The sequence below is a fragment of the Seohaeicola sp. genome (assembly GCF_048006315.1).
Lineage (GTDB): Bacteria > Pseudomonadota > Alphaproteobacteria > Rhodobacterales > Rhodobacteraceae > Seohaeicola.
This window is the reverse complement of the sequence record NZ_CP180350.1, coordinates 2,495,255-2,514,293: the sequence shown is the minus strand read 5'-3', so window position 1 is coordinate 2,514,293 and position 19,039 is coordinate 2,495,255. Positions and strand designations below refer to the sequence as shown.

14 protein-coding genes and 1 tRNA gene are annotated in these 19,039 nt (G+C 64.2%); 11 read left to right on the top strand and 4 right to left on the bottom strand.

The window, feature by feature from the left end:
* Positions 1 to 123: 123 nt before the first annotated feature.
* Positions 124 to 1,458, bottom strand: coding sequence for a mechanosensitive ion channel family protein (locus ACMUJL_RS12680; RefSeq protein WP_375573716.1), 1,335 nt, complete (start codon positions 1,456 to 1,458; stop codon positions 124 to 126).
* 262 nt (positions 1,459 to 1,720) lie between these two features.
* On the opposite strand from ACMUJL_RS12680, the gene leuC reads away from it, so the two are divergent.
* The 4 genes from leuC to ACMUJL_RS12660 all read left to right on the top strand — a co-directional run bounded on the left by leuC (position 1,721) and on the right by ACMUJL_RS12660 (position 6,112).
* A complete protein-coding gene (gene leuC, locus ACMUJL_RS12675) occupies positions 1,721 to 3,124 on the top strand; it encodes a 3-isopropylmalate dehydratase large subunit (protein ID WP_068290924.1) in 1,404 nt (467 codons plus the stop codon).
* A gap of 82 nt (positions 3,125 to 3,206) precedes the next feature.
* On the top strand, positions 3,207 to 3,812 hold the full coding sequence (gene leuD, locus ACMUJL_RS12670; RefSeq protein WP_068290923.1) for a 3-isopropylmalate dehydratase small subunit: 606 nt from the start codon (positions 3,207 to 3,209) through the stop codon (positions 3,810 to 3,812).
* 333 nt (positions 3,813 to 4,145) lie between these two features.
* Positions 4,146 to 4,979, top strand: a complete 834-nt coding sequence (locus ACMUJL_RS12665) for a hypothetical protein (protein WP_068290922.1) — start codon at positions 4,146 to 4,148, stop codon at positions 4,977 to 4,979.
* A gap of 101 nt (positions 4,980 to 5,080) precedes the next feature.
* Entirely contained in the window at positions 5,081 to 6,112 is a 1,032-nt protein-coding gene (locus ACMUJL_RS12660; RefSeq protein ID WP_375573719.1) for an endonuclease/exonuclease/phosphatase family protein, read from the top strand.
* Between the two features lie 9 nt (positions 6,113 to 6,121).
* On the opposite strand, the gene ACMUJL_RS12655 is transcribed toward ACMUJL_RS12660, so the two are convergent.
* The gene (locus tag ACMUJL_RS12655; protein WP_375573721.1) at positions 6,122 to 7,009 is read right to left on the bottom strand and encodes an epimerase; all 888 of its coding nucleotides are present in this window, start codon (positions 7,007 to 7,009) and stop codon (positions 6,122 to 6,124) included.
* Between the two features lie 94 nt (positions 7,010 to 7,103).
* On the opposite strand from ACMUJL_RS12655, the gene ACMUJL_RS12650 reads away from it, so the two are divergent.
* Together ACMUJL_RS12650 and leuB are read left to right on the top strand one after the other, a co-directional pair.
* Positions 7,104 to 8,018, top strand: a complete 915-nt coding sequence (locus tag ACMUJL_RS12650) for a LysR family transcriptional regulator (protein ID WP_375573723.1) — start codon at positions 7,104 to 7,106, stop codon at positions 8,016 to 8,018.
* Between the two features lie 86 nt (positions 8,019 to 8,104).
* Complete coding sequence (leuB, locus tag ACMUJL_RS12645; RefSeq protein WP_375573725.1) at positions 8,105 to 9,211, top strand: 3-isopropylmalate dehydrogenase; 1,107 nt, start codon at positions 8,105 to 8,107, stop codon at positions 9,209 to 9,211.
* Here the strand turns inward: leuB and ACMUJL_RS12640 are convergent, their stop codons facing one another.
* On the bottom strand, positions 9,212 to 10,834 hold the full coding sequence (locus tag ACMUJL_RS12640) for a Na/Pi cotransporter family protein (RefSeq protein WP_375573727.1): 1,623 nt from the start codon (positions 10,832 to 10,834) through the stop codon (positions 9,212 to 9,214).
* Between the two features lie 152 nt (positions 10,835 to 10,986).
* Between ACMUJL_RS12640 and ACMUJL_RS12635 the strand changes: the two genes are divergently transcribed.
* Positions 10,987 to 11,063, top strand: a tRNA-Pro gene (locus ACMUJL_RS12635).
* A 71-nt stretch (positions 11,064 to 11,134) separates the two neighbouring features.
* Here the strand turns inward: ACMUJL_RS12635 and ACMUJL_RS12630 are convergent.
* Complete coding sequence (locus ACMUJL_RS12630) at positions 11,135 to 12,247, bottom strand: polysaccharide biosynthesis/export family protein (RefSeq protein ID WP_068291273.1); 1,113 nt, start codon at positions 12,245 to 12,247, stop codon at positions 11,135 to 11,137.
* A 105-nt stretch (positions 12,248 to 12,352) separates the two neighbouring features.
* Between ACMUJL_RS12630 and ACMUJL_RS12625 the strand changes: the two genes are divergently transcribed.
* The 4 genes from ACMUJL_RS12625 to ACMUJL_RS12610 all read left to right on the top strand — a co-directional run bounded on the left by ACMUJL_RS12625 (position 12,353) and on the right by ACMUJL_RS12610 (position 18,913).
* Positions 12,353 to 13,231 (top strand): NAD-dependent epimerase/dehydratase family protein, encoded by an 879-nt coding sequence (locus tag ACMUJL_RS12625; protein ID WP_068290917.1) that lies wholly within the window; start codon positions 12,353 to 12,355, stop codon positions 13,229 to 13,231.
* Positions 13,228 to 13,836 carry a sugar transferase gene (locus ACMUJL_RS12620; RefSeq protein ID WP_375573730.1) on the top strand — a complete coding sequence of 203 codons (609 nt, stop codon included), beginning with the start codon at positions 13,228 to 13,230 and terminating at the stop codon, positions 13,834 to 13,836. The genes ACMUJL_RS12625 and ACMUJL_RS12620 overlap by 4 nt, the downstream gene beginning before the upstream one ends.
* 318 nt (positions 13,837 to 14,154) lie before the next feature.
* Positions 14,155 to 15,963 (top strand): polysaccharide biosynthesis protein, encoded by a 1,809-nt coding sequence (locus ACMUJL_RS12615; RefSeq protein WP_416914297.1) that lies wholly within the window; start codon positions 14,155 to 14,157, stop codon positions 15,961 to 15,963.
* 172 nt (positions 15,964 to 16,135) lie between these two features.
* Positions 16,136 to 18,913, top strand: coding sequence for a hypothetical protein (locus ACMUJL_RS12610; RefSeq protein WP_375573732.1), 2,778 nt, complete (start codon positions 16,136 to 16,138; stop codon positions 18,911 to 18,913).
* Positions 18,914 to 19,039: the final 126 nt, after the last annotated feature.

The window sequence follows — 19,039 nt, the reverse complement described above, 5'->3', positions numbered from 1 at the left end:
GACATTGTCCTCCTTGTGGCACGCCGACAGGGCCCCGGCGCTGGGCGCATCGCAAAGATAGCATCGCAGAGGACAAATCTCAATGAGCGGCGCACCGCCCTGTGCACCCTGACGGGCCCCGAGTCAATCGCCAGCAGGCGCAAGGCCCTTGCCATCGGCGGTCCCCAGCACCCGCACCTCGCGTTGCGGGAAGGGAATCGAGATGCCATGCGCCCGGAAGGCATCCCAAAGCGCCAGGTAGACATTGCCCCTGATATTCGTCAGCCCCTGTGTCGGATCCTTGATCCAGAAGCGCAGGATGTAATCGACCGAACTGTCACCAAAGCCGGTGATGTGGCAGACGGCAGGCTTGAAATCCAGCACACGCTCCACCCCCTGCGCGGCCTCGATGGCAACGCGCCTGACCAGATGGGGATCGTCGCCGTAGGACGTGCCGAAATGGATATCCAGCCGCACGAATTCATTGGAATGGGACCAGTTGACCACCTGCCCGGTGATCAGGTCCTCGTTCGGAATCAGGTATTCCCGCCCGTCCCGCGTCACGACCGAGACATAGCGCGCACCCAGCGCATTGATCCAGCCGAAGGTATCGCCAAGGCTGATGACGTCACCCGGTTTGATCGACTTGTCCAGCAGGATGATGACACCCGAAACAAGGTTCGACACCACCTTTTGCAAGCCAAAGCCAAGCCCCACGCCGATGGCACCCGACAGGACGGCAAGCCCGGTCAGATCCACCCCCACGGTCTTGAGCCCGATGAAGAAGGCCGCGCCATAAAGCCCGATCTGCAAGACCTTGACGGCCAGCACCTGCATCGACGGGCTGATATCCGTGTTCGCCCTGATCCGCGCCGTGGACGTCGCGGTGATGAACCGCGCCAGCGCGAACAGCAGCGCCAGAAGGGCAATCGCCTGCAACATCAGCCAGAGGGAAAACCGCGTCGTGCCGATCTCGACCGCGATACTGTCCAGCAGGTTCCGGCCGTCATCCGTCAGCCCGAGGATCGACAGCGTGACCCAGGCCCACCCGGCATAGCGCACCATCCCGCGCAGGAAACCGTTGGAAATCAACCGGGTCAGCACCGCGATGACCAGCCAGGCCAGCGCCAGCTTGCCGAAGACAACCAACAGATAGGACCGGCTTGGCCAGGTCACTTCACGCATGATCCAGACCAGCGGCCAGATCATCGCCAGGAACAGGATCAGGCGCAGTCGGTTGCGCAGCGTGACTGCCAGCCGCATGCGCCACTTCGGCCAGCCCTCCTGCTGGCGCAACCAGTCACTGACGCGGGGCGTCAGAAGGCGCGCGGCCAGATGCGCCAACAGGACAAGCGCAAGCAGGATCCCGATCTGGTAGGCGTTCCACGGCCGCATCAGGCCGTTCACGAACAGTTCCATCCTGGCCACCAGGCCCAGGACGATCTCCAGCGCGGTATCGCCGGAAGCGCCGGTGTTCATCTTGAATCCTTCATGTAGACAGCCTCGCATGACAGGGTGGCTCCGGCAAGTCCCGTGCCAACCGCCACTGTCGCGGGCCTTGCGAGACTCGGTCAGCCATAGTATCCCGCAAGCCATGAGACGCATTTTCGATATGGATGACCGCGCGCGGCTGCGCGAACGCTTCTTCGGGGCATCCCTGACGGTGCTGGCCCGCCTATAAGGGCTGCACCCCGTCTTTCTACGTCTACAGCCAGAACACCAGCCAAAAGGGAGAGGACCAATGTCCCCCAAAACGCTCTATGACAAGATCTGGGATGCCCATGTCGCCCACGAAGCCGACGATGGCACCTGCCTTCTCTATATCGACCGCCACCTCGTGCACGAAGTGACCAGCCCGCAGGCCTTCGAAGGTCTGCGCATGTCGGGCCGCAAGGTTCACGCCCCGGACAAGACCATCGCCGTGCCGGATCACAACGTGCCGACCACGCTGGACCGCGCCAATGCCGCCACCATGACCGAAGATAGCCGCATCCAGGTCGAGGCGCTGGACAAGAACGCGGCCGATTTCGGCATCCATTACTACCCGGTGTCGGATGTCCGTCAGGGCATCGTGCACATAGTCGGCCCGGAACAGGGCTGGACCCTGCCCGGCATGACCGTGGTTTGCGGCGACAGCCACACCGCGACCCATGGCGCCTTCGGCGCGCTGGCTCATGGTATCGGCACATCCGAGGTGGAACACGTGCTGGCCACCCAGACGCTGATCCAGAAGAAATCCAGGAACATGAAGGTCGAGATCACCGGCAAGCTGCGCCCCGGTGTGACCGCCAAGGACATCACCCTGTCGGTCATCGGCCACACCGGCACCGCCGGCGGCACCGGCTACGTGATCGAATATTGCGGCGAGGCGATCCGCGACCTGTCCATGGAAGGGCGCATGACCGTCTGCAACATGGCCATCGAAGGCGGCGCGCGCGCCGGCCTGATCGCGCCGGACGAAAAGACCTATGAATATGTCATGGGTCGCCCGCACGCCCCCAAGGGCGCACAGTGGGAAGCGGCGCTGGCCTGGTGGAAGACGCTTTATTCCGACGCGGACGCCCATTGGGACAAGGTCGTGACCATCAAGGGCGAGGATATCGCGCCGGTCGTGACATGGGGCACCAGCCCCGAGGACGTGCTGCCGATCACCGGCAAGGTCCCAGCCGCCGAGGATTTCAAGGGCGGCAAGGTCGAGGCAGCCAAGCGCTCGCTGGAATACATGGGCCTGGAACCCGGCACGCCGCTGAACCAGATCAAGATCGACACGGTCTTCATCGGCTCCTGCACCAATGGCCGGATCGAGGATCTGCGCGCCGCCGCCGAAATCCTCAAGGGCAAGAAGATCGCCGTGAAACGCGCCATGGTCGTGCCCGGCTCGGGCCTTGTGCGCGCCCAGGCGGAAGAGGAAGGGCTGGCCCAGATCTTCATCGACGCAGGCTTTGAATGGCGTCTGGCCGGCTGCTCGATGTGTCTGGCGATGAACCCCGACCAGCTGCAGCCGGGCGAGCGTTGCGCCGCCACATCGAACCGCAACTTCGAGGGTCGCCAGGGCCGCGGCGGACGCACGCACCTGATGAGCCCCGCAATGGCAGCAGCGGCTGCCGTCACCGGTCACCTGACCGATGTACGCGAACTGATGTGATCTGGACGCCCCGCCCCGGTCCCGTGACCTTCGATCAAGGATCACGGGGCCGACGCGCGGCACATGAGACAGGATAGAGACAATGGAAAAATTCACCAAGCTCAGCGGCATCGCCGCACCGATGCCACTGGTCAACATCGACACCGACATGATCATTCCCAAGCAGTTCCTCAAGACGATCAAGCGGTCCGGTCTTGGCGTGAACCTGTTCGACGAGATGCGTTATGATGGCGAAGGCAAGGAAATCCCCGATTTCGTGCTGAACAAGCCGCAGTATCGCGATGCGCAGATCCTGGTCGCGGGCGACAACTTCGGCTGTGGCTCGTCGCGCGAACACGCACCATGGGCGCTGCTGGATTTCGGCATTCGCTGCGTGATCTCGACCAGCTTCGCCGACATCTTCTTCAACAACTGCTTCAAGAACGGCATCCTTCCGATCGCGCTGCCGCAAGAGCAGGTGGACATCCTGATGAAGGATGCCGAAAAGGGCGCGAATGCCCGGATCGAAGTGGATCTTGAGGCACAGACCATCACCTCGTCGGATGGCGAAGTCTTCTCGTTCGAGGTGGACGCCTTCAAGAAGCATTGCCTGCTGAACGGCCTCGACGACATCGGCCTGACGCTTGAAAAGGCCGCATCGATCGAAACCTACGAGTCAAAGATGGCAGCACAGCGCCCCTGGGTCTGACCAAGGGCCCGGCGTCGGGCAATACCGCGAACCGTGATCACAGGCCGCCTTATGGGCGGCCTGTTTCGTTTGTGTGCCGGGCAGCGACAGCCACAACATGTTGTAAATGTCGGAAAAAAGGCCAAAATTTCTTCCACTGATGGTACATTTCGGCACCAGTCCGACCATCAAATCGCCCCAAATTTAAGTTGAAATGTGTCCATGGGTTGAGGCCCTTGACGAAAGAAGGCAAAAATTGGGCAAGATTGAGGCAAGCCGCCAGAATTGGTGGATTCAAGTTGGAAACAGGGCCCGGCTACATATCGGGACCGGCCAGTTTGAAAGGGATGAACAGTGATCGGACAACTGACCGGCGCCGTGTTGCGCGCCCTTTTCATGGCGTTGCTGGTGGCCATGCCGTCGATGCTGATTTCCGGCATCGGCATTGACGGGTCACAATTCGTCATGCTGCTGGCGCTGATCGCGGCCGGTCTGGTGATGATCGAATACAACTCCGAATACCCAAGCCTCGTGGCCTTCCGCCATGCACCGCCCTACAACCGTCTGCGCTTTGGCATGATCTTCACCGCCGTCCTGATCCTGGCGATGCTGTTTCGCGGAAAAAGCGATCCCGGCACGTTGACCCATATCATGACCTCGATCAGCGTGATTCTTGGCAACATATCGGATTTCCCCTATTCGCCGGTGCGTCTGGCGGTGCTGATGCTGCCGGCGGACATGCCCGATGCGGCGGTCAATGCGCTCCGGATGGCCGCCGGGGTTTGCTATACCCTGTCCATGGTGATGGTCCTCATCTTCCTGACGATGGTGCATGTCTACGGCTGGCCCGCCCGCAATGGCGCCTTCAATGTCTGGATCAACCTGCCCATGTTCGATGCAACCTCGGGCGGGGACGTGGTTGCGCGCCTCAGAGGGCATGCACGCCTTAACCTGATCTTAGGATTCTTGCTGCCATTCATGTTGCCAGCATTGGTTGTTGCCGCCGCGGACTATGTGAATGTCGCGGCGCTTGCACGGCCTCAAACCCTGATCTGGACGATGTGCCTATGGGCTTTCCTGCCTGCCAGCCTGATGATGCGCGGCATTGCCATGGGGCGGATCGCCTCCATGATCGAGAACAAGCGCCGCCGCACCTATGCCGCAGCCGAAAGCCTGCAGGTCATCTGACGCAGGCAATACCGGGGGCGGGTCGCGCGGCGATCCCCCTCGACGCGCGCCTTCTTCTGCTTCTGCTCTTCTGTCTGACAGCAGCGCTTCCAGCAGGCATTGTGCGGTCCGAACCGCTTGATATCGCCGTCTTTCACACCAACCTTGCGCGCAAGGGTCCGGGGTTGCTGTTGCGCGACATCCGGGGGAACCGCGATCCACAGGTGCAAGCGGTCGTCGCCGTGATCGCCCATGCCGCACCGGATATCCTGCTGCTGCTTGACGTCGATTACGACCATGACCTGATCACCCTGGCGGCGCTGCGCGATGCGGTGGCGCGGGCCGGTGTTCTCTATCCTCATATCCATGCGCTGGCGCCGAACCGTGGCCTGTCGACCGGGCTTGACATTGATGGTGACGGGCGCACGGGCAGCGCCCGCGATGCACAGGGATATGCAGAGTTTGCCGGGCAGGGCGGCATGGCGATCCTGTCCAGATACCCGGTAAGGGCCGACAGGGTGCAGGATCACAGCGCCCTGCTCTGGCGCGACCTGCCCGGGGCGCTGCTGACGCTGCCGGATGGCCAGCCCCTGTTGACGCCTCAGGCCATGGCGGTGCAACGCCTGTCGACCACGGGCCACTGGACCGTGCCGATCACCATAGGCGGGCAGGATCTTCACCTTCTGGCCTTCCACGCCACGCCCCCGGTCTTTGACGGCCCCGAAGACCACAATGGTCGGCGCAACCATGATGAGGCGCGATTCTGGAGCCTTTATCTGGATGGACGCCTCGCACCCCCTCCTCAGGGTCGTTTCGTGCTGATCGGTGACAGCAACATGGACCCCGCCGATAGCGAAGGGCGCCCGGATGCGATGAAGGCCCTTCTGGCTGATCCGCGCTTGCAGGACCCGCAGCCCGAAAGCGCGGGTGGGCGGCTGGCCGACGGTGGCGGTCGCGGCGATCCCGCCCTGCATACCGCAAGCTGGCCAGCACCGGGACCATCCGGGCTGCGGGTCGATCTGGTTCTGCCATCCGCAGACCTGACGGTGCTGTCCGCCGCAGTGCTCTGGCCCGAACCGGGCAGCCCTTTTGCCGACACGGTGCAGGCCGCCAGCCATCACAGACTGGTCAGCGTGACGCTGGATTGGCCCTGACAGCAGCCTTCAGACGGCAGGGGCCAGACCTGCCCCCGTCACCGTGGCAGGCACACCCGCCAGCATGACCTGATCCAGCGGCGTGGGCACGAAATCCGGCAGGAGGCGCGTGAACTTGTCAGCGCAAAGCTGGTGATGCGTATCCCAGAGATACCGCATCTCGGTCAATTCCCGCGCAAGTTCCCAGAAGGGCCCGGCAAGGCGCATCATCCACCAGGGAAAGCGCACGACCTTCAGCGGACGCCCAAGCTGCGCCTGCAGCCGGTCCCGCAGGGCGTTCACGGTGAAGGCGTGCCCCGGAAAAGGGATGTCTTCGAAACGCGCCAGTGCCGCGCGTTTCTCGGCCAGCTGAACGACGGCCCGCGCCCAGTCGGGCACAAAGCAATAGGCCTGCATCACATCGGGTGCGCCGCCGCTTGTAATCCGCCCCTGCGCGATGCCGCGCAACAGGAACAGGCGCATGATGTCGCCATTGCCCTCCGGGTCGATGAAATTTCCTGCCCGCAGGATGATGGTCTGCACCCCGCTGTCGCGATACTGCGCCTCCATCGCCTTGCGGATATGGCCCTTGCGGCTGACCGGACGGTGCGGCGTCGTCTCGGACCATACCCCGCCCGTATCTCCGAAATTGTAGACATTCCCCGGCAGGATCACGGTCGCGCCGCTGGCCTTGGCGGCAGCGATCACCTGCGCCGTGATCTCGGGGATCAGGCTGGCCCAGTTGTGATAGGCGGGCGGGTTCAGCCCGTTGACGATCACATCCGCCCCCATCGCCGCCGCCGTCATGTCCGTACCGCGTCGATAGATGCGCACCGCCCAACCCGCCGCCGCAAAAGCCTTGGCGCTGTGATTGCCGATCTTTCCGTTGCTGCCCAAAATCAAAACCGTCCGGGTCATGGGAACCTCCTTGGCATGTCCGATGATCACAGGATCATTCAAACGCAAGCGAATAGAAATTGCCTGCAACTGCAGATCATGTATTCAATATTGAATGGCAAACAACATCGACAGGCTGGACTGGTCCCTGATCCGCGCCTTTCTGGCGGTGGCGGATACCGGCAGCCTGTCCGCCGCCGCGCGCAGGCTGGGCACCAGCCAGCCCACGCTTGGCCGCCAGATCCGGCAGATCGAGGCATCGCTTGACCTGCCACTGTTCCTGCGCCGCCCGCGCGGTCTGGAACTGACCGACAGCGGCGCGGCGCTTCTGCCCCATGCCCGCCAGATGGCCGAGGCGATGAACGCCTTCGCGCTGACCGCAGCCGGCCAGACCGAGGATCTGCGCGGCACCGTGCGCCTGACGGCCAGCACCGTCGTAGCCCACTATGTCCTGCCGCCGATCATCGCAGAGATCAGGCGGGCCGAACCGCTGATCCAGATCGAACTGATCGCAAGCGACAGCAGCGACAACCTGCTGTTCCGCGAGGCGGACATCGCCGTGCGCATGTATCGCAGCACGCAGCTTGACATCATCACCCGGCATCTGGGCGACCTGCGGCTGGGCGTCTTTGCCAGCCGGGGCTATCTGGACCGGCACGGCTGGCCGCAGCAGGCGACGGATCTTATGGATCACGACTTGATCGGCTATGACCGCAACGATCTGATCCTGCGCCACATGCGCGCCATGGGCTGGCCCGCCACGCGCGAGATGTTCGTGATCCGCTGTGACAGCCAGACGACCTACATGGCACTTGTCCAGGCAGGCTGCGGCATCGGTTTCGCGCAGGTCGGCATCCTGGGCGGGATACCGGACATGGTCGAACTGGACCTTGGCCTCGCGTTGCCGCATCTGCCGGTCTGGCTGGCGGCCCCCCAGGCGATGCGCAACACCCCCCGGATCGCCCGCGTCTGGGACTTGCTGGCCGACGGCCTTGCCCCCCGCCTTGTCCAGGGCCGACCGCCACGCTGAGCCGATCTGCACTGCGTGCTTTCTTGACCCTTCGTCGCGCAATCGCTAGGCCAGTGCCGAACAAATGTCACAAGGGACAGACCGCAATGACCAACCCCTCGCTTCTTATCCTCGCCGGTGACGGAATCGGCCCCGAAGTCATGGCCGAAGTGCGCAAGATCATCGACTGGTACGGCGCCAAGCGCGGCGTCACCTTCGATGTGTCCGAGGACCTGGTGGGTGGCTGTGCCTATGACAAGCACGGCACCCCGCTGCATGACGACACGATGGCCAAGGCACAGGACGTCGACGCCGTTCTGCTGGGCGCCGTGGGTGGGCCGAAATACGACAGCCTTGATTTCAGCGTAAAGCCCGAGCGTGGCCTGCTGCGTCTGCGCAAGGAAATGGACCTCTACGCCAACCTGCGCCCGGCGCAGTGCTTTGACGCGCTGGCCGATTTTTCCTCTCTGAAGAAAGACGTGGTCGCGGGCCTCGACATCATGATCGTGCGCGAACTGACCAGCGGCGTCTATTTCGGCGAACCGCGCGGGATCTTCAAGGAAGGCAACGAGCGTGTGGGCATCAACACCCAGCGCTACACCGAGTCCGAGATCGAGCGCGTCGCCCGTTCCGCCTTTGAACTGGCCCGCAAGCGCGGCAACAAGCTGTGCTCGATGGAGAAGGCCAACGTCATGGAATCGGGCGTGCTGTGGCGCGAAGTCGTGCAGCGCATCGGCGACACCGAATATCCCGATGTGGAACTCAGCCACATGTATGCCGATGCAGGTGCGATGCAGCTGACCCGCTGGCCCAAGCAGTTCGACGTGATCGTGACCGACAACCTGTTCGGTGACCTGCTGTCGGACCTGGCCGCGATGTTGACCGGCTCACTGGGCATGCTGCCGTCGGCCAGCCTTGGCGCACCGATGGCAAACGGCAGGCCCAAGGCCCTGTACGAACCCGTGCACGGCTCGGCCCCGGATATCGCGGGTCAGGGCAAGGCCAACCCGATCGCCTGTATCCTCAGCTTCGCGATGGCGCTGCGCTACAGCTTCGACATGGGCGCGGAAGCGGACCGTGTCGAGGGCGCCGTGGCCAAGGTGCTGGCCGATGGTCTGCGCACCGCTGACCTGATGGGCCCCGAAGGCGGCGCGCCCGTGTCCACCGGCCAGATGGGCGATGCCATCGTCGCGGCGCTGGACGCCTCGCTCTGATCACGTCATGGCAGGCCCCGGCGCGTCCGGGGCCTGCCTGTCCGTCACACCCGGCATCCAGCCGTTGTAATGCGCGATGCGCGCTGTGTGTTCGGCCACCCGGCGCAGCCAGCGCATCGCATCCGTCCTGTCAAACATCTCGGCCACGCTGATCAGCCCGACATGCTCGTGCAGCAATGTCGCGCGCCGATGTTGCCGGGTCCGCCCCTCGATCCGCTGCGCAAGGCGCCGCAGGCGGTCGGCTTCCAGCCCATCGACCGCCGGATCGGCAGCACGGCGCAAGGTCGCCCCCAAGGTGCGGGACAGCCGCGACAAGGCCGGATCCGACAGCAGCACAGGCACCACCGAACGGCGTTCCAGCCGTTTGATCAATCGCTCCAGGTGATCCGCCTGATGCAGCAGCGCACCATAGCGGTCACGCTCGGCGGGCTTGCCATCCGGCAGGTTGATCCGGGTGACATAGTCCTCGATCTCGGCCAGCGCAGGGCGGGCAACATCTTCGACGGTCGCAAGGCCCCGCATGTCCGAAACCGGCCCCAGCGCACGCCCCAGCGCCGCAAAGACATGCCGCGCCACACGGCCCAAAGCGGTCTGCACGGCATCCATGGCGGCACCTTCATCCTTCAGCAGCGCGGGATCCAGCGCCAGGTCAAGCCCGCCGGGCCTGACCTGTGCGGAACGGTCAGGCACCATCCGTTCGACCCGGCGCGCAAAGGCCGCCGTAAAGGGCAGGAACATCAGCGCACCGGCGAGGTTGAACCCGGTGTGAAACAGCACCAGCGCCATGGTCTCTCCGGCGGCATCGGCGGCCCGGGTCAGCACCGGACCACCCAGCACCAGCAGCGGATAGGCCAGCAGCGCGGTTCCTACGTTGAACAGAAGATTGGCCAGGGCCGTCTGCCGCATGGTCACCGAACCGCCCACGCTGGCCAGAATCGCCGTCACCGTCGTGCCAAGGTTCATCCCGATAACCATGGCGGCCGCCTGTTCGAAACTGATGCCGCCACTGCCCAGCAGCACAAGGGCCACCGCCATCGCGGCGCTGGACGATTGCATCACCACCGTCACCGCCAGCCCCAGCAGCACCAGTTGCAGATCACCCAGCAGGCCGCCTTGCGGCAGGGTCTGGGGCGTCAACCGATCGCCGAACCCAGCCGCCCCGGCCTGCATCATGTCCAGCCCGATGAACAGCAGGCACAGCCCGGCCAGAACCCGCCCCAGCCGCGCCCAGCCGCCTTGCCCCAGCAAGGCCAGAAGGCTGGCCCCGAATAGCGCCGGCAAGGCCAGGCTGCCCAGTTTCAGCTTGAACCCGAACAGGGTCACGATCCATCCGGTGACCGTGGTCCCGATATTAGCCCCGTAGATCACGCCCAGCGCCTGCGGAAAGCTCAGCAGACCAGCCCCGACAAAGCCGATGGTCATCACCGTCGTCGCACTTGAGGATTGCACCACCGCCGTGGCCGCCGTCCCGGTCAGCACGCCCGCCAGCGGTGTCGTGGTGAACTGCGACAGAAGGTGGCGCAACCGGCTGCCTGCGGCCTCGCGCAGCGCATCCGTCATGATCTTCATGCCGAACAGGAACATCCCGATCCCGCCAAGGATCGTCATGAGGCCGCCAGTCATCGAGGTTTCACCATCTCCCGCCCCCTGCTGCCAGAATGGGACGACAAGGGCACATCGGCAAGCCCCCCTGCCCGGCATGCGATCCCCCGGACATGGGCGCAACTCCACCCTTGCAAATCCACTGCGACGGGTTTAAGCGCCTGTCTCACGGTCGGGCTGTAGCGCAGCCTGGTAGCGCACCTGCTTCGGGAGCAGGGGGTCGGAGGTTCGAATCCTCTCAGCCCGACCAGTGATCCTTTCCCGCACAACGTTGTCCCGCAAGCTCGAAGGCATGGCCGGCGTTGCCGCGCGTATGCGCGGTCAGAAACTGCCGACCCGCCCCGCCAGCCCGACAAGAGAGCCCAGCAGCCCCACGACCGTCTGCGCCGAGGTGACGGGGGATTCGGTCGCAAGAACCGTGTCCCTTGGATTCACCCGGAACCCCCTAGCCGCGAAAAGCCCGTCCGCCGTGGTCAGATCGAAGGTATAGATCACCTGCGCCTGACTTGGCCCGCGGCCATCCGTTCGCACCTGGGACGGTTTGAAATCGCGCAGGATGATCACCCCCTTGGGGTTGGCGCGACTGTCCGTCAGCCCGCCAATGATCGACAAGGCCTCAAGCGCGGTGATGTCCTCCTTCTCGAAATGGATCAGGCGTTCGGTCCCCGTTGCCCCTAGCGAGGTGAAATAGCGGCTGTCCTCTTCGATCACGATCTTGTCGCCCCCGCGCAGAACCGCGTTGCGGGCCGCTTCGGAAAACAGGCGATCGGCCCGGATTTCATAGCTGCGGCCCTCGCGGATCACCCGGACCAGCGGATTGCGCAACCCCGGGCTGATACCGCCACCCGCGGCGATCACCGACAGGATCGTGTGGTTCCGGTCAGGCAAGGGATAGGTTCCCGGTCGCGCCACCCCCGCGACCAGATCGACCGAGCTTTGTCGCCCGCCGGTCACCGCCAGCTGCACCTGCGCCGACGGCACGATCGGCATCAGCGCATCCTGGATCTTGCGCCGCGCCTGGTCGGGGGTCAGCCCGGCAATGCCGATCTCATCCAGATAGGGCACGAAGATATGGCCCTCTGGCGATACGGATATCCCGTTCAGCACCACGCGGTTCTCGGCCTGCGAGGTCAGAAGCGAATTCTCCTGGCTGTCCCAGATCACCAGGTCGATACTGTCCCCCTGACGCACCAGCGGGCTGTCAGGGCCGCGCGTCGCATCCAGCCAGCGATAGCCGCCCGACCAGCCCGTGACGGGCCAGCCCGCGATCCCCGGCAGGTTTGCGCGGGTCACCGGCACGATCTGGAACGTGGGCGTGTCGCTTTGCTGTTCGCGCAGGATTTCCCCGGTCAGGGCCGCCCCCCTGGGCAGCGTGCAGCCGGAGATGGACAAACAGGCCAGCACAGCCGCGATCAACCTCAAGGAACCAACCACCACACAACTCTCCACAACGGCACAGGCGAACGTCAACACGCTTTCTATAACCATGGGCAGATGTTAGACAGGCCTAATGTAACGAGTGTGCCTTGAGTATGGGTGATGACGCATCAAAGACACGATGCACCGGTTCTTGTGCTGGGCAGCACCGGACAATTGGGAAAGCTGCTGCGCCACCATTGGCGCGACAGGCAGGATGTGACCTGGCAGGCCCGCCACCGGGGCGCTGTCCCGGTGCTTGACTGGTCTGCCCGGGACGATCTGTCCGCGCTGACCCGCAGGCTTCCGCGCACCCGCGCCGTCGTGGCGCTCTGGGGGGTGCGTGCAGACAGGCCAGACGCGCTTGGCGACAACACCGAACTGGCCCTGCGCGCGATCGGAATTGCCCGCGCAACCGGTGCCGACCGGGTTCTGCATTGTTCCAGCGCGGCGGTCTATCGACCGGGTCCCGACCCTCTGGCCGAAACCGATATCCCCGCACCGATCAACGCCTATGGACAGGCCAAACTGGACATGGAACAGGCCATCGCCGCCGAACAGGACCGCGATCCGAAGGGGCCGTGGAACATCGTCATGCGCATCGGCAACGTGATCGGCGCCGACAGCCTGTCGCGGGCGATGGCGCAGGCCAGCCAAGACGGCACCGCGGTCACGCTTGACCGATTCGCGGACGGGACAGGGCCGCGCCGCAGCTTTCTGTCCGCGGCAGGCCTGGCGCGATCCATCGCATGGCTTGTCGATGGTCCATCGCACGCGCTGCCCCGCGTGATCAACCTTGCGGCGACCGGCGCGACGGACATGGCCGACCTTGTGCGCCATGCCGGGCTTGATCTGGCCTGGCGTCCAGCACCCGCCACCGCTGTGCCGCTGGTTGAACTGGACACATCCCGCCTGCGCCGATGCATCGGGCAGACCGACATCAGCGCCGCAGCCCCCGATTTGATGGCAGGCTGGTCGCCCGCTTGGGGGGTGACGCGATGAACCCCGCAAAACGCGGCTTTGACCTGCTGGTCGCAGGGCTTCTGGCGCTGGTTCTGTGGCCTGTGGCGCTGGCGATCGCCCTGGTGATCCTGCTGGTCGACGGGCGACCCGTGTTCCACGTCTCCGAACGCATGAAGACGCCTGACATCAGCTTTCACCTGTGGAAATTCCGCACCATGCGCCCCGTTGCCGGCGATGTGGGCGTGTCAGGTGGCGACAAGTCGGACAGGATCACGCGCATGGGCCATATCCTGCGCCGGACACGGCTGGACGAGATCCCGCAACTGGTCAATATCATGCGGGGCGACATCAGCCTTGTCGGCCCCAGACCCCCGTTGCGCCGCTATGTCGAACTGTTCCCCTCTCTCTATGCCGAGGTCCTGAAACAGCGCCCCGGCCTGACCGGCCTTGCCACGCTCGTCTATCACCGGACCGAAGAACGGTTGCTGAAAAACTGTGCCACCCCGCAAGAAACCGAAGAGGTCTATACCCGCCGCTGCGTTCCCAGAAAGGCGCGGCTGGATCTGATCTACGCCGAAAAAAGAGGCATCTGTCTGGATTTCCGGCTTATATTGGCGACCGCCTTCAGATTCTTTTTACCTTGAAGGCACCATATGATGTCACATTAATATGGAATATGTGGGGTAGATGTGATGTGAGGGCCTGACGAAGACTGCCGGCCAATCGTTTTTCGGGTTTGGCAGTCCAGTGGTTTTTATGAGTTCTGGATCAGGAAGATCCGCCTTGTGAACCGGCATGTCGGGGCCGGTTGCCGCACAAGACGGCCGCACCTTCGTTGATCCGCGTTTTGATTGGATCGGCAAGTGCGTCAAGAAATCCTGAAATTCTGCATATCGCTGACCAGGCAGCAGAAGCGGTTCATTCTGCTTTGCCTGGATGCAGCGGCTGCAGCGCTTGGTCTCTTGCTGGCGATCCTTCTTGTGACGGGCGGGCTTTCGCAGCCCTATGGCGCGGGCGGTCTTGCGCCGCATGTGGTCGCGGCGATGGGTTTGACCTGCGTCATGACCGTCTACCTTGGCCTCGACCGGGTAAAGCTGAACGCCTATCAGCTGTCCAGCCTGCTGAATTCGTCCTCGATCGGGATGGCGCTGGGTGCGGCGGCCATGCTGGTCGACAAGATGGCGGGCGGGCTTCTGCCCTTTGGCGTCTTTCCGGTGCTGTCGATGGTTTTCCTGATCATGACCGTCGGGGCGCGGCTGATCCTGAAGGCCGTGCTGATGCAGATCTACAAGCAACAGAAGATGCGCAAGCGGGTGCTGATCTACGGGGCCGGCCAGACCGGCCAGCAGCTGGCGGCGGCACTTGCTACCGATATCGAAGTGCAGACAGTCGCCTTCGTCGATGACAATCCCGCCTTGCAAAGCCTCAGGATCGGCGGGCTGACGGTCTATCCCCCGGCTGAAATGGACCATCTGCTGCGCAGCAAGGCGATCGACACCATCGTTCTGGCCATGCCCTCGGTCAGCCAGTCCATACAGGGCCGAATCGCCAGCCGCCTGAAAAACAGCGGCTGCGATGTGCACATCCTTCCATCCTTCGCCGACCTTGTGCGCCCGGGCGCACTGGCCCGCCAGATTCCGCCGGTCAGATTGTCCGACCTGCTGGGCCGCAACCGGATGGAAGATGAACTGCCCGGCGTGCGCGACACCTATACCGGGCGCAATATCCTGATCACCGGGGCCGGCGGGTCCATCGGATCGGAACTTTGCCGCCAGCTGCTGCAGGCCAGACCGGCGCGGTTGATCCTGCTGGATCACTGCGAACTCTCGCTCTACCGGATCACGCAGGAACTGGCCGAGATTTCAGGACCCGTGGACATCGTGCCCGTCCTCGGCTCGGTCTGCGAGGCGTCCCTGGTGCGCCATACCCTTGCCGCACATGATGTCGAGGTGATCCTGCACGCGGCCGCCTACAAGCATGTGCCGCTGGTACAAGCCAACGGAATCGAAGGCCTGCGCAATAACGTCCTTGGCACGAAGGTGCTGGCCGATGCGGCGCGTGCCGCACATGTGGAACGCTTCACGCTGATTTCGACCGACAAGGCGGTCAGACCCGTGGGCTTGATGGGCTGTTCCAAGCGGCTTGCCGAACTGATCCTGCAGGATCTTGCGACACGTTCGACGACGACACAGTTCTCGATCGTCCGTTTTGGAAATGTCATGGGATCATCGGGGTCCGTCATCCCGCTGTTTCAGGAACAGATCGCGCGGGGCGGTCCGGTGACCCTGACCCATGACGATGTGACGCGCTATTTCATGACCCTGTCCGAGGCTGTGCGGCTGGTGCTGGTCGCCGGGGCATTCTCGCGCGGGGGGGATGTCTTTGTTCTGGACATGGGCGCACCGGTTCCGATCCGAAAGGTCGCCCGACAGATGATCGAAGCCTCGGGCCATACGGTACGGGATGCCGACAACCCGAACGGCGATATCGAAATCGTGGTGACCGGTCTGCGCCCTGGCGAGAAACTTCATGAAGAACTGCTGATCGGCTCGGACATGCTCACGACACCGCACCCCAAGATCATGCGCGCGCAGGAATCCCACCTGTCCGAGATCGAAATGGCGTCCTTGATGCAGTCGCTGCGCCTGGGGATCGAAACGCGCGACATGGACAGCATGAACGCCCTGCTCAGGCGCTGGGTCGAACGCGCCGAAAGCGGCAGCGAGACGCAGGATGTCGCAACAAAGATCGATCCCTCGCGAATCGCCTGAGCCGCCGGAACGGCCCCGCGCCAACACCGGCAGGCAGGGCAGCCGCAGGGTCATCCGGTAAAATCCTGTCCAAATGCCCCGCTTTGGCCACAGTCCCGCAAGCCCGCCTTAACCGCCACCCTTCCATCCTGACCGTGGTGAGTAAACGGCCGGGGGGCCGGGGGAGTGTGGGATGGGTCTTTATCGGATCACGTTCGACGATGTGCTGGGCAGCGGCACATCGCGATTTGTCACAGGGATCACGGATCTGGAAATTCTGGCGGGTTCCGCTGGCCCTGTTCTGGTCTCGACCACACGGGCGGGCGGCGGGCTTGCCGCTTTCGACGCAACATCCGGCGGGCTGATCAGGACCCAGGGGACAGCGGCCGACATGGCGCAACTGATCGCGCCAGACCTCGCGCTGCTGCAGGCGGGCGGTCAGACCGTTCTGGCCACGCTGGGCCTGCGCGATACGGGTCTGCCGGCCATTCCGATCCTGCCTTCTGGCGACCTGGGCACCATGACCACCATCGGTGCCGCGGGCCAGAACCTGGGGCAGATCACCGGCCTCGCCCAGACCCGCTTCGGCGAGGTTCCCTATGTCTTCGCAAGCCTCGCCAGCGCCGGGCTGATGCGGCTGGACCAGCAAGGCACGCTCCAGTTCGCGGCCCAGCCAGTTGCCCTGACAGGGGTGGGTGCCGCTCACAGGGTCAGCGACAGCCTTGCGATCACCATGCAGGGCCAGGACTATCTTGTGACCAGCCATGCAACGGCGGATGCCGTGGCGGTCCACCGGGTCGATCAGGGCGGCGCCCTGCGGACTGTCTCGGAATTCGGCGCGGCGCAGGGCCTTGGCATCGATGCACCGTCAGCCATGGCATCGGTACAGCTTGGCAGCGAGCAATTTGTCGTGCTTGCCTCGACCCTCAGCTCCTCGCTCAGCGTCTTCTCTGTTGGCGCAGGCGGCGCGCTGACCCCGGTCGATCACGTTCTGGACGACCTGACGACCCGCTTCCATCGCGTCACAACGCTTGAGGCGGTCACCGTCGGAGACCGCAGTTTCATCCTTGCGGGCGGTGCGGATGACGGTCTGTCCGCCTTTCTGCTGCTGCCCGGCGGGCGGCTGCTTCACCTCGACAGCATGGCCGACACGGTCGGCGCAACTCTTGCCAATGTCTCCAGCATCGCCGGGTTCGACAGGGGGCAGGGTCTGCGGATCTTTGCGACAAGTGAAACCGAACCCGGCATCACGCGGCTTGCCGTCGATACGCCGAACCGTGGCCTGACCCAGATCGGCACGGCCTCTGCCGAGGCGATGACGGGCGGCACACTGGATGACATCCTTGCAGGCGGTGCAGGGGCGGATACGATCGACGGTGGCGCGGGACATGACGTCGTGATGGATGGCGCAGGCAGCGACCGCATGACGGGCGGCCCTGGTGCGGACATGTTCATCCTGACCGCGGATGGCACACCTGATGTGATCACCGACTTTCAGCCCGGCCAGGACCGTCTGGACCTCAGTGCCTGGGTCGGGTTGTCCTCGGCTGATCAGTTGCGGATCGACACCCGCAGCTGGGGCGCGGAACTGGGGTTTCGCACCGAAACCCTCGAACTGCGCAGCGCCTCGGGCACGGGACTGTCCCGGACCGAGGTTCTGTGGACCTCGGTTCTGAACCTGACCCGCGCGCCCGTCGGATCGCTGGCCGACAGTGGCGGGGACACACAGCCCGCACCGCCACCACTGCCACCTCTCGGGATGTCCCGGTTGGGCGGCGCTGGAAATGACAGGCTAACAGGCGGCAATGGCGCTGACACGCTGAATGGCGCGGCGGGCAACGACACGCTGACAGGGCTTGCCGGGGATGACCGGCTGACCGGCGGGGCGGGACAGGATCAGCTTTTCGGTGGCGCGGGCAACGACTGGCTGTCGGGCGTCGATGGCAATGACAACCTGTTCGGCGGGGCGGGCGACGATACGCTGATCGGCTGGACCGGCGCCGATACGATGGATGGCGGCGAAGGTGCCGACCTCTACATGGTCGATGCCTTCGACAGGGTGCAGGACAGCGGCACAACCGGCAGCGACCGCGCCCAGATCTACCAGGGCGCAGGCATAGACCTGAACCTTGCCGGATGGCGCGGGGTCGAACGTGTCCATGGCTACAGCGGCAATGACACGCTGGATGCCAGCACCCTGACCGATGCCGTCTTTCTCTTCGGGGAACGCGGCAATGACATGCTGCGCGGTGGCACGGGCAATGACACCCTGATCGGGGGGCCGGGCAATGACACCCTGTCGGGTGGCACGGGCAACGACTGGCTGTCGGGCGTCGATGGCAATGACAACCTGTTCGGCGGGGCGGGCGACGATACGCTGATCGGCTGGACCGGCGCCGATACTATGGATGGCGGCGAAGGTGCCGACCTCTACATGGTCGATGCCTTCGACAGGGTGCAGGACAGCGGCACAACCGGCAGCGACCGCGCCCAGATCTACCAGGGCGCGGGCGTAGACCTGAACCTTGCCGGATGGCGCGGGGTCGAACGTGTCCATGGCTACAGCGGCAATGACACGCTGGATGCCAGCACCCTGACCGATGCCGTCTTTCTCTTCGGGGAACGCGGCAATGACATGCTGCGCGGTGGCACGGGCAATGACACCCTGATCGGGGGGCCGGGCAATGACACCCTGTCGGGTGGCGCGGGCAACGACTGGCTGTCGGGCGGGGCGGGCGCGGATCACTTCGTCTTTCGTCCGGGCTTCGGGCGCGACGTGGTCGCGGCCTTCGAACAGGGACAGGACAGGATCGTCTTCGCGGATCAGTCCGGCGTCACAGGATTCTCGGGCCTTCAGATCGCCCAGTTCAACGCGGACACCGTGATCCGCACCACAGCCGCTGGCCCGGACCTCGTGATCCTTGCCGATTTCGATGCGTTACGTCTGACAGCGGATGATTTCCTGTTCTGATGCCGCAAGACCGCATTGCCCGCGCAAGCTCAGCGGATAGCCGTTTGCGCCAATACTATTTTATCCTCCATGACGGCCGGACAGAATGAACGCTGGACGTGCCGACCGCTTGTCTGTTTGACTTGA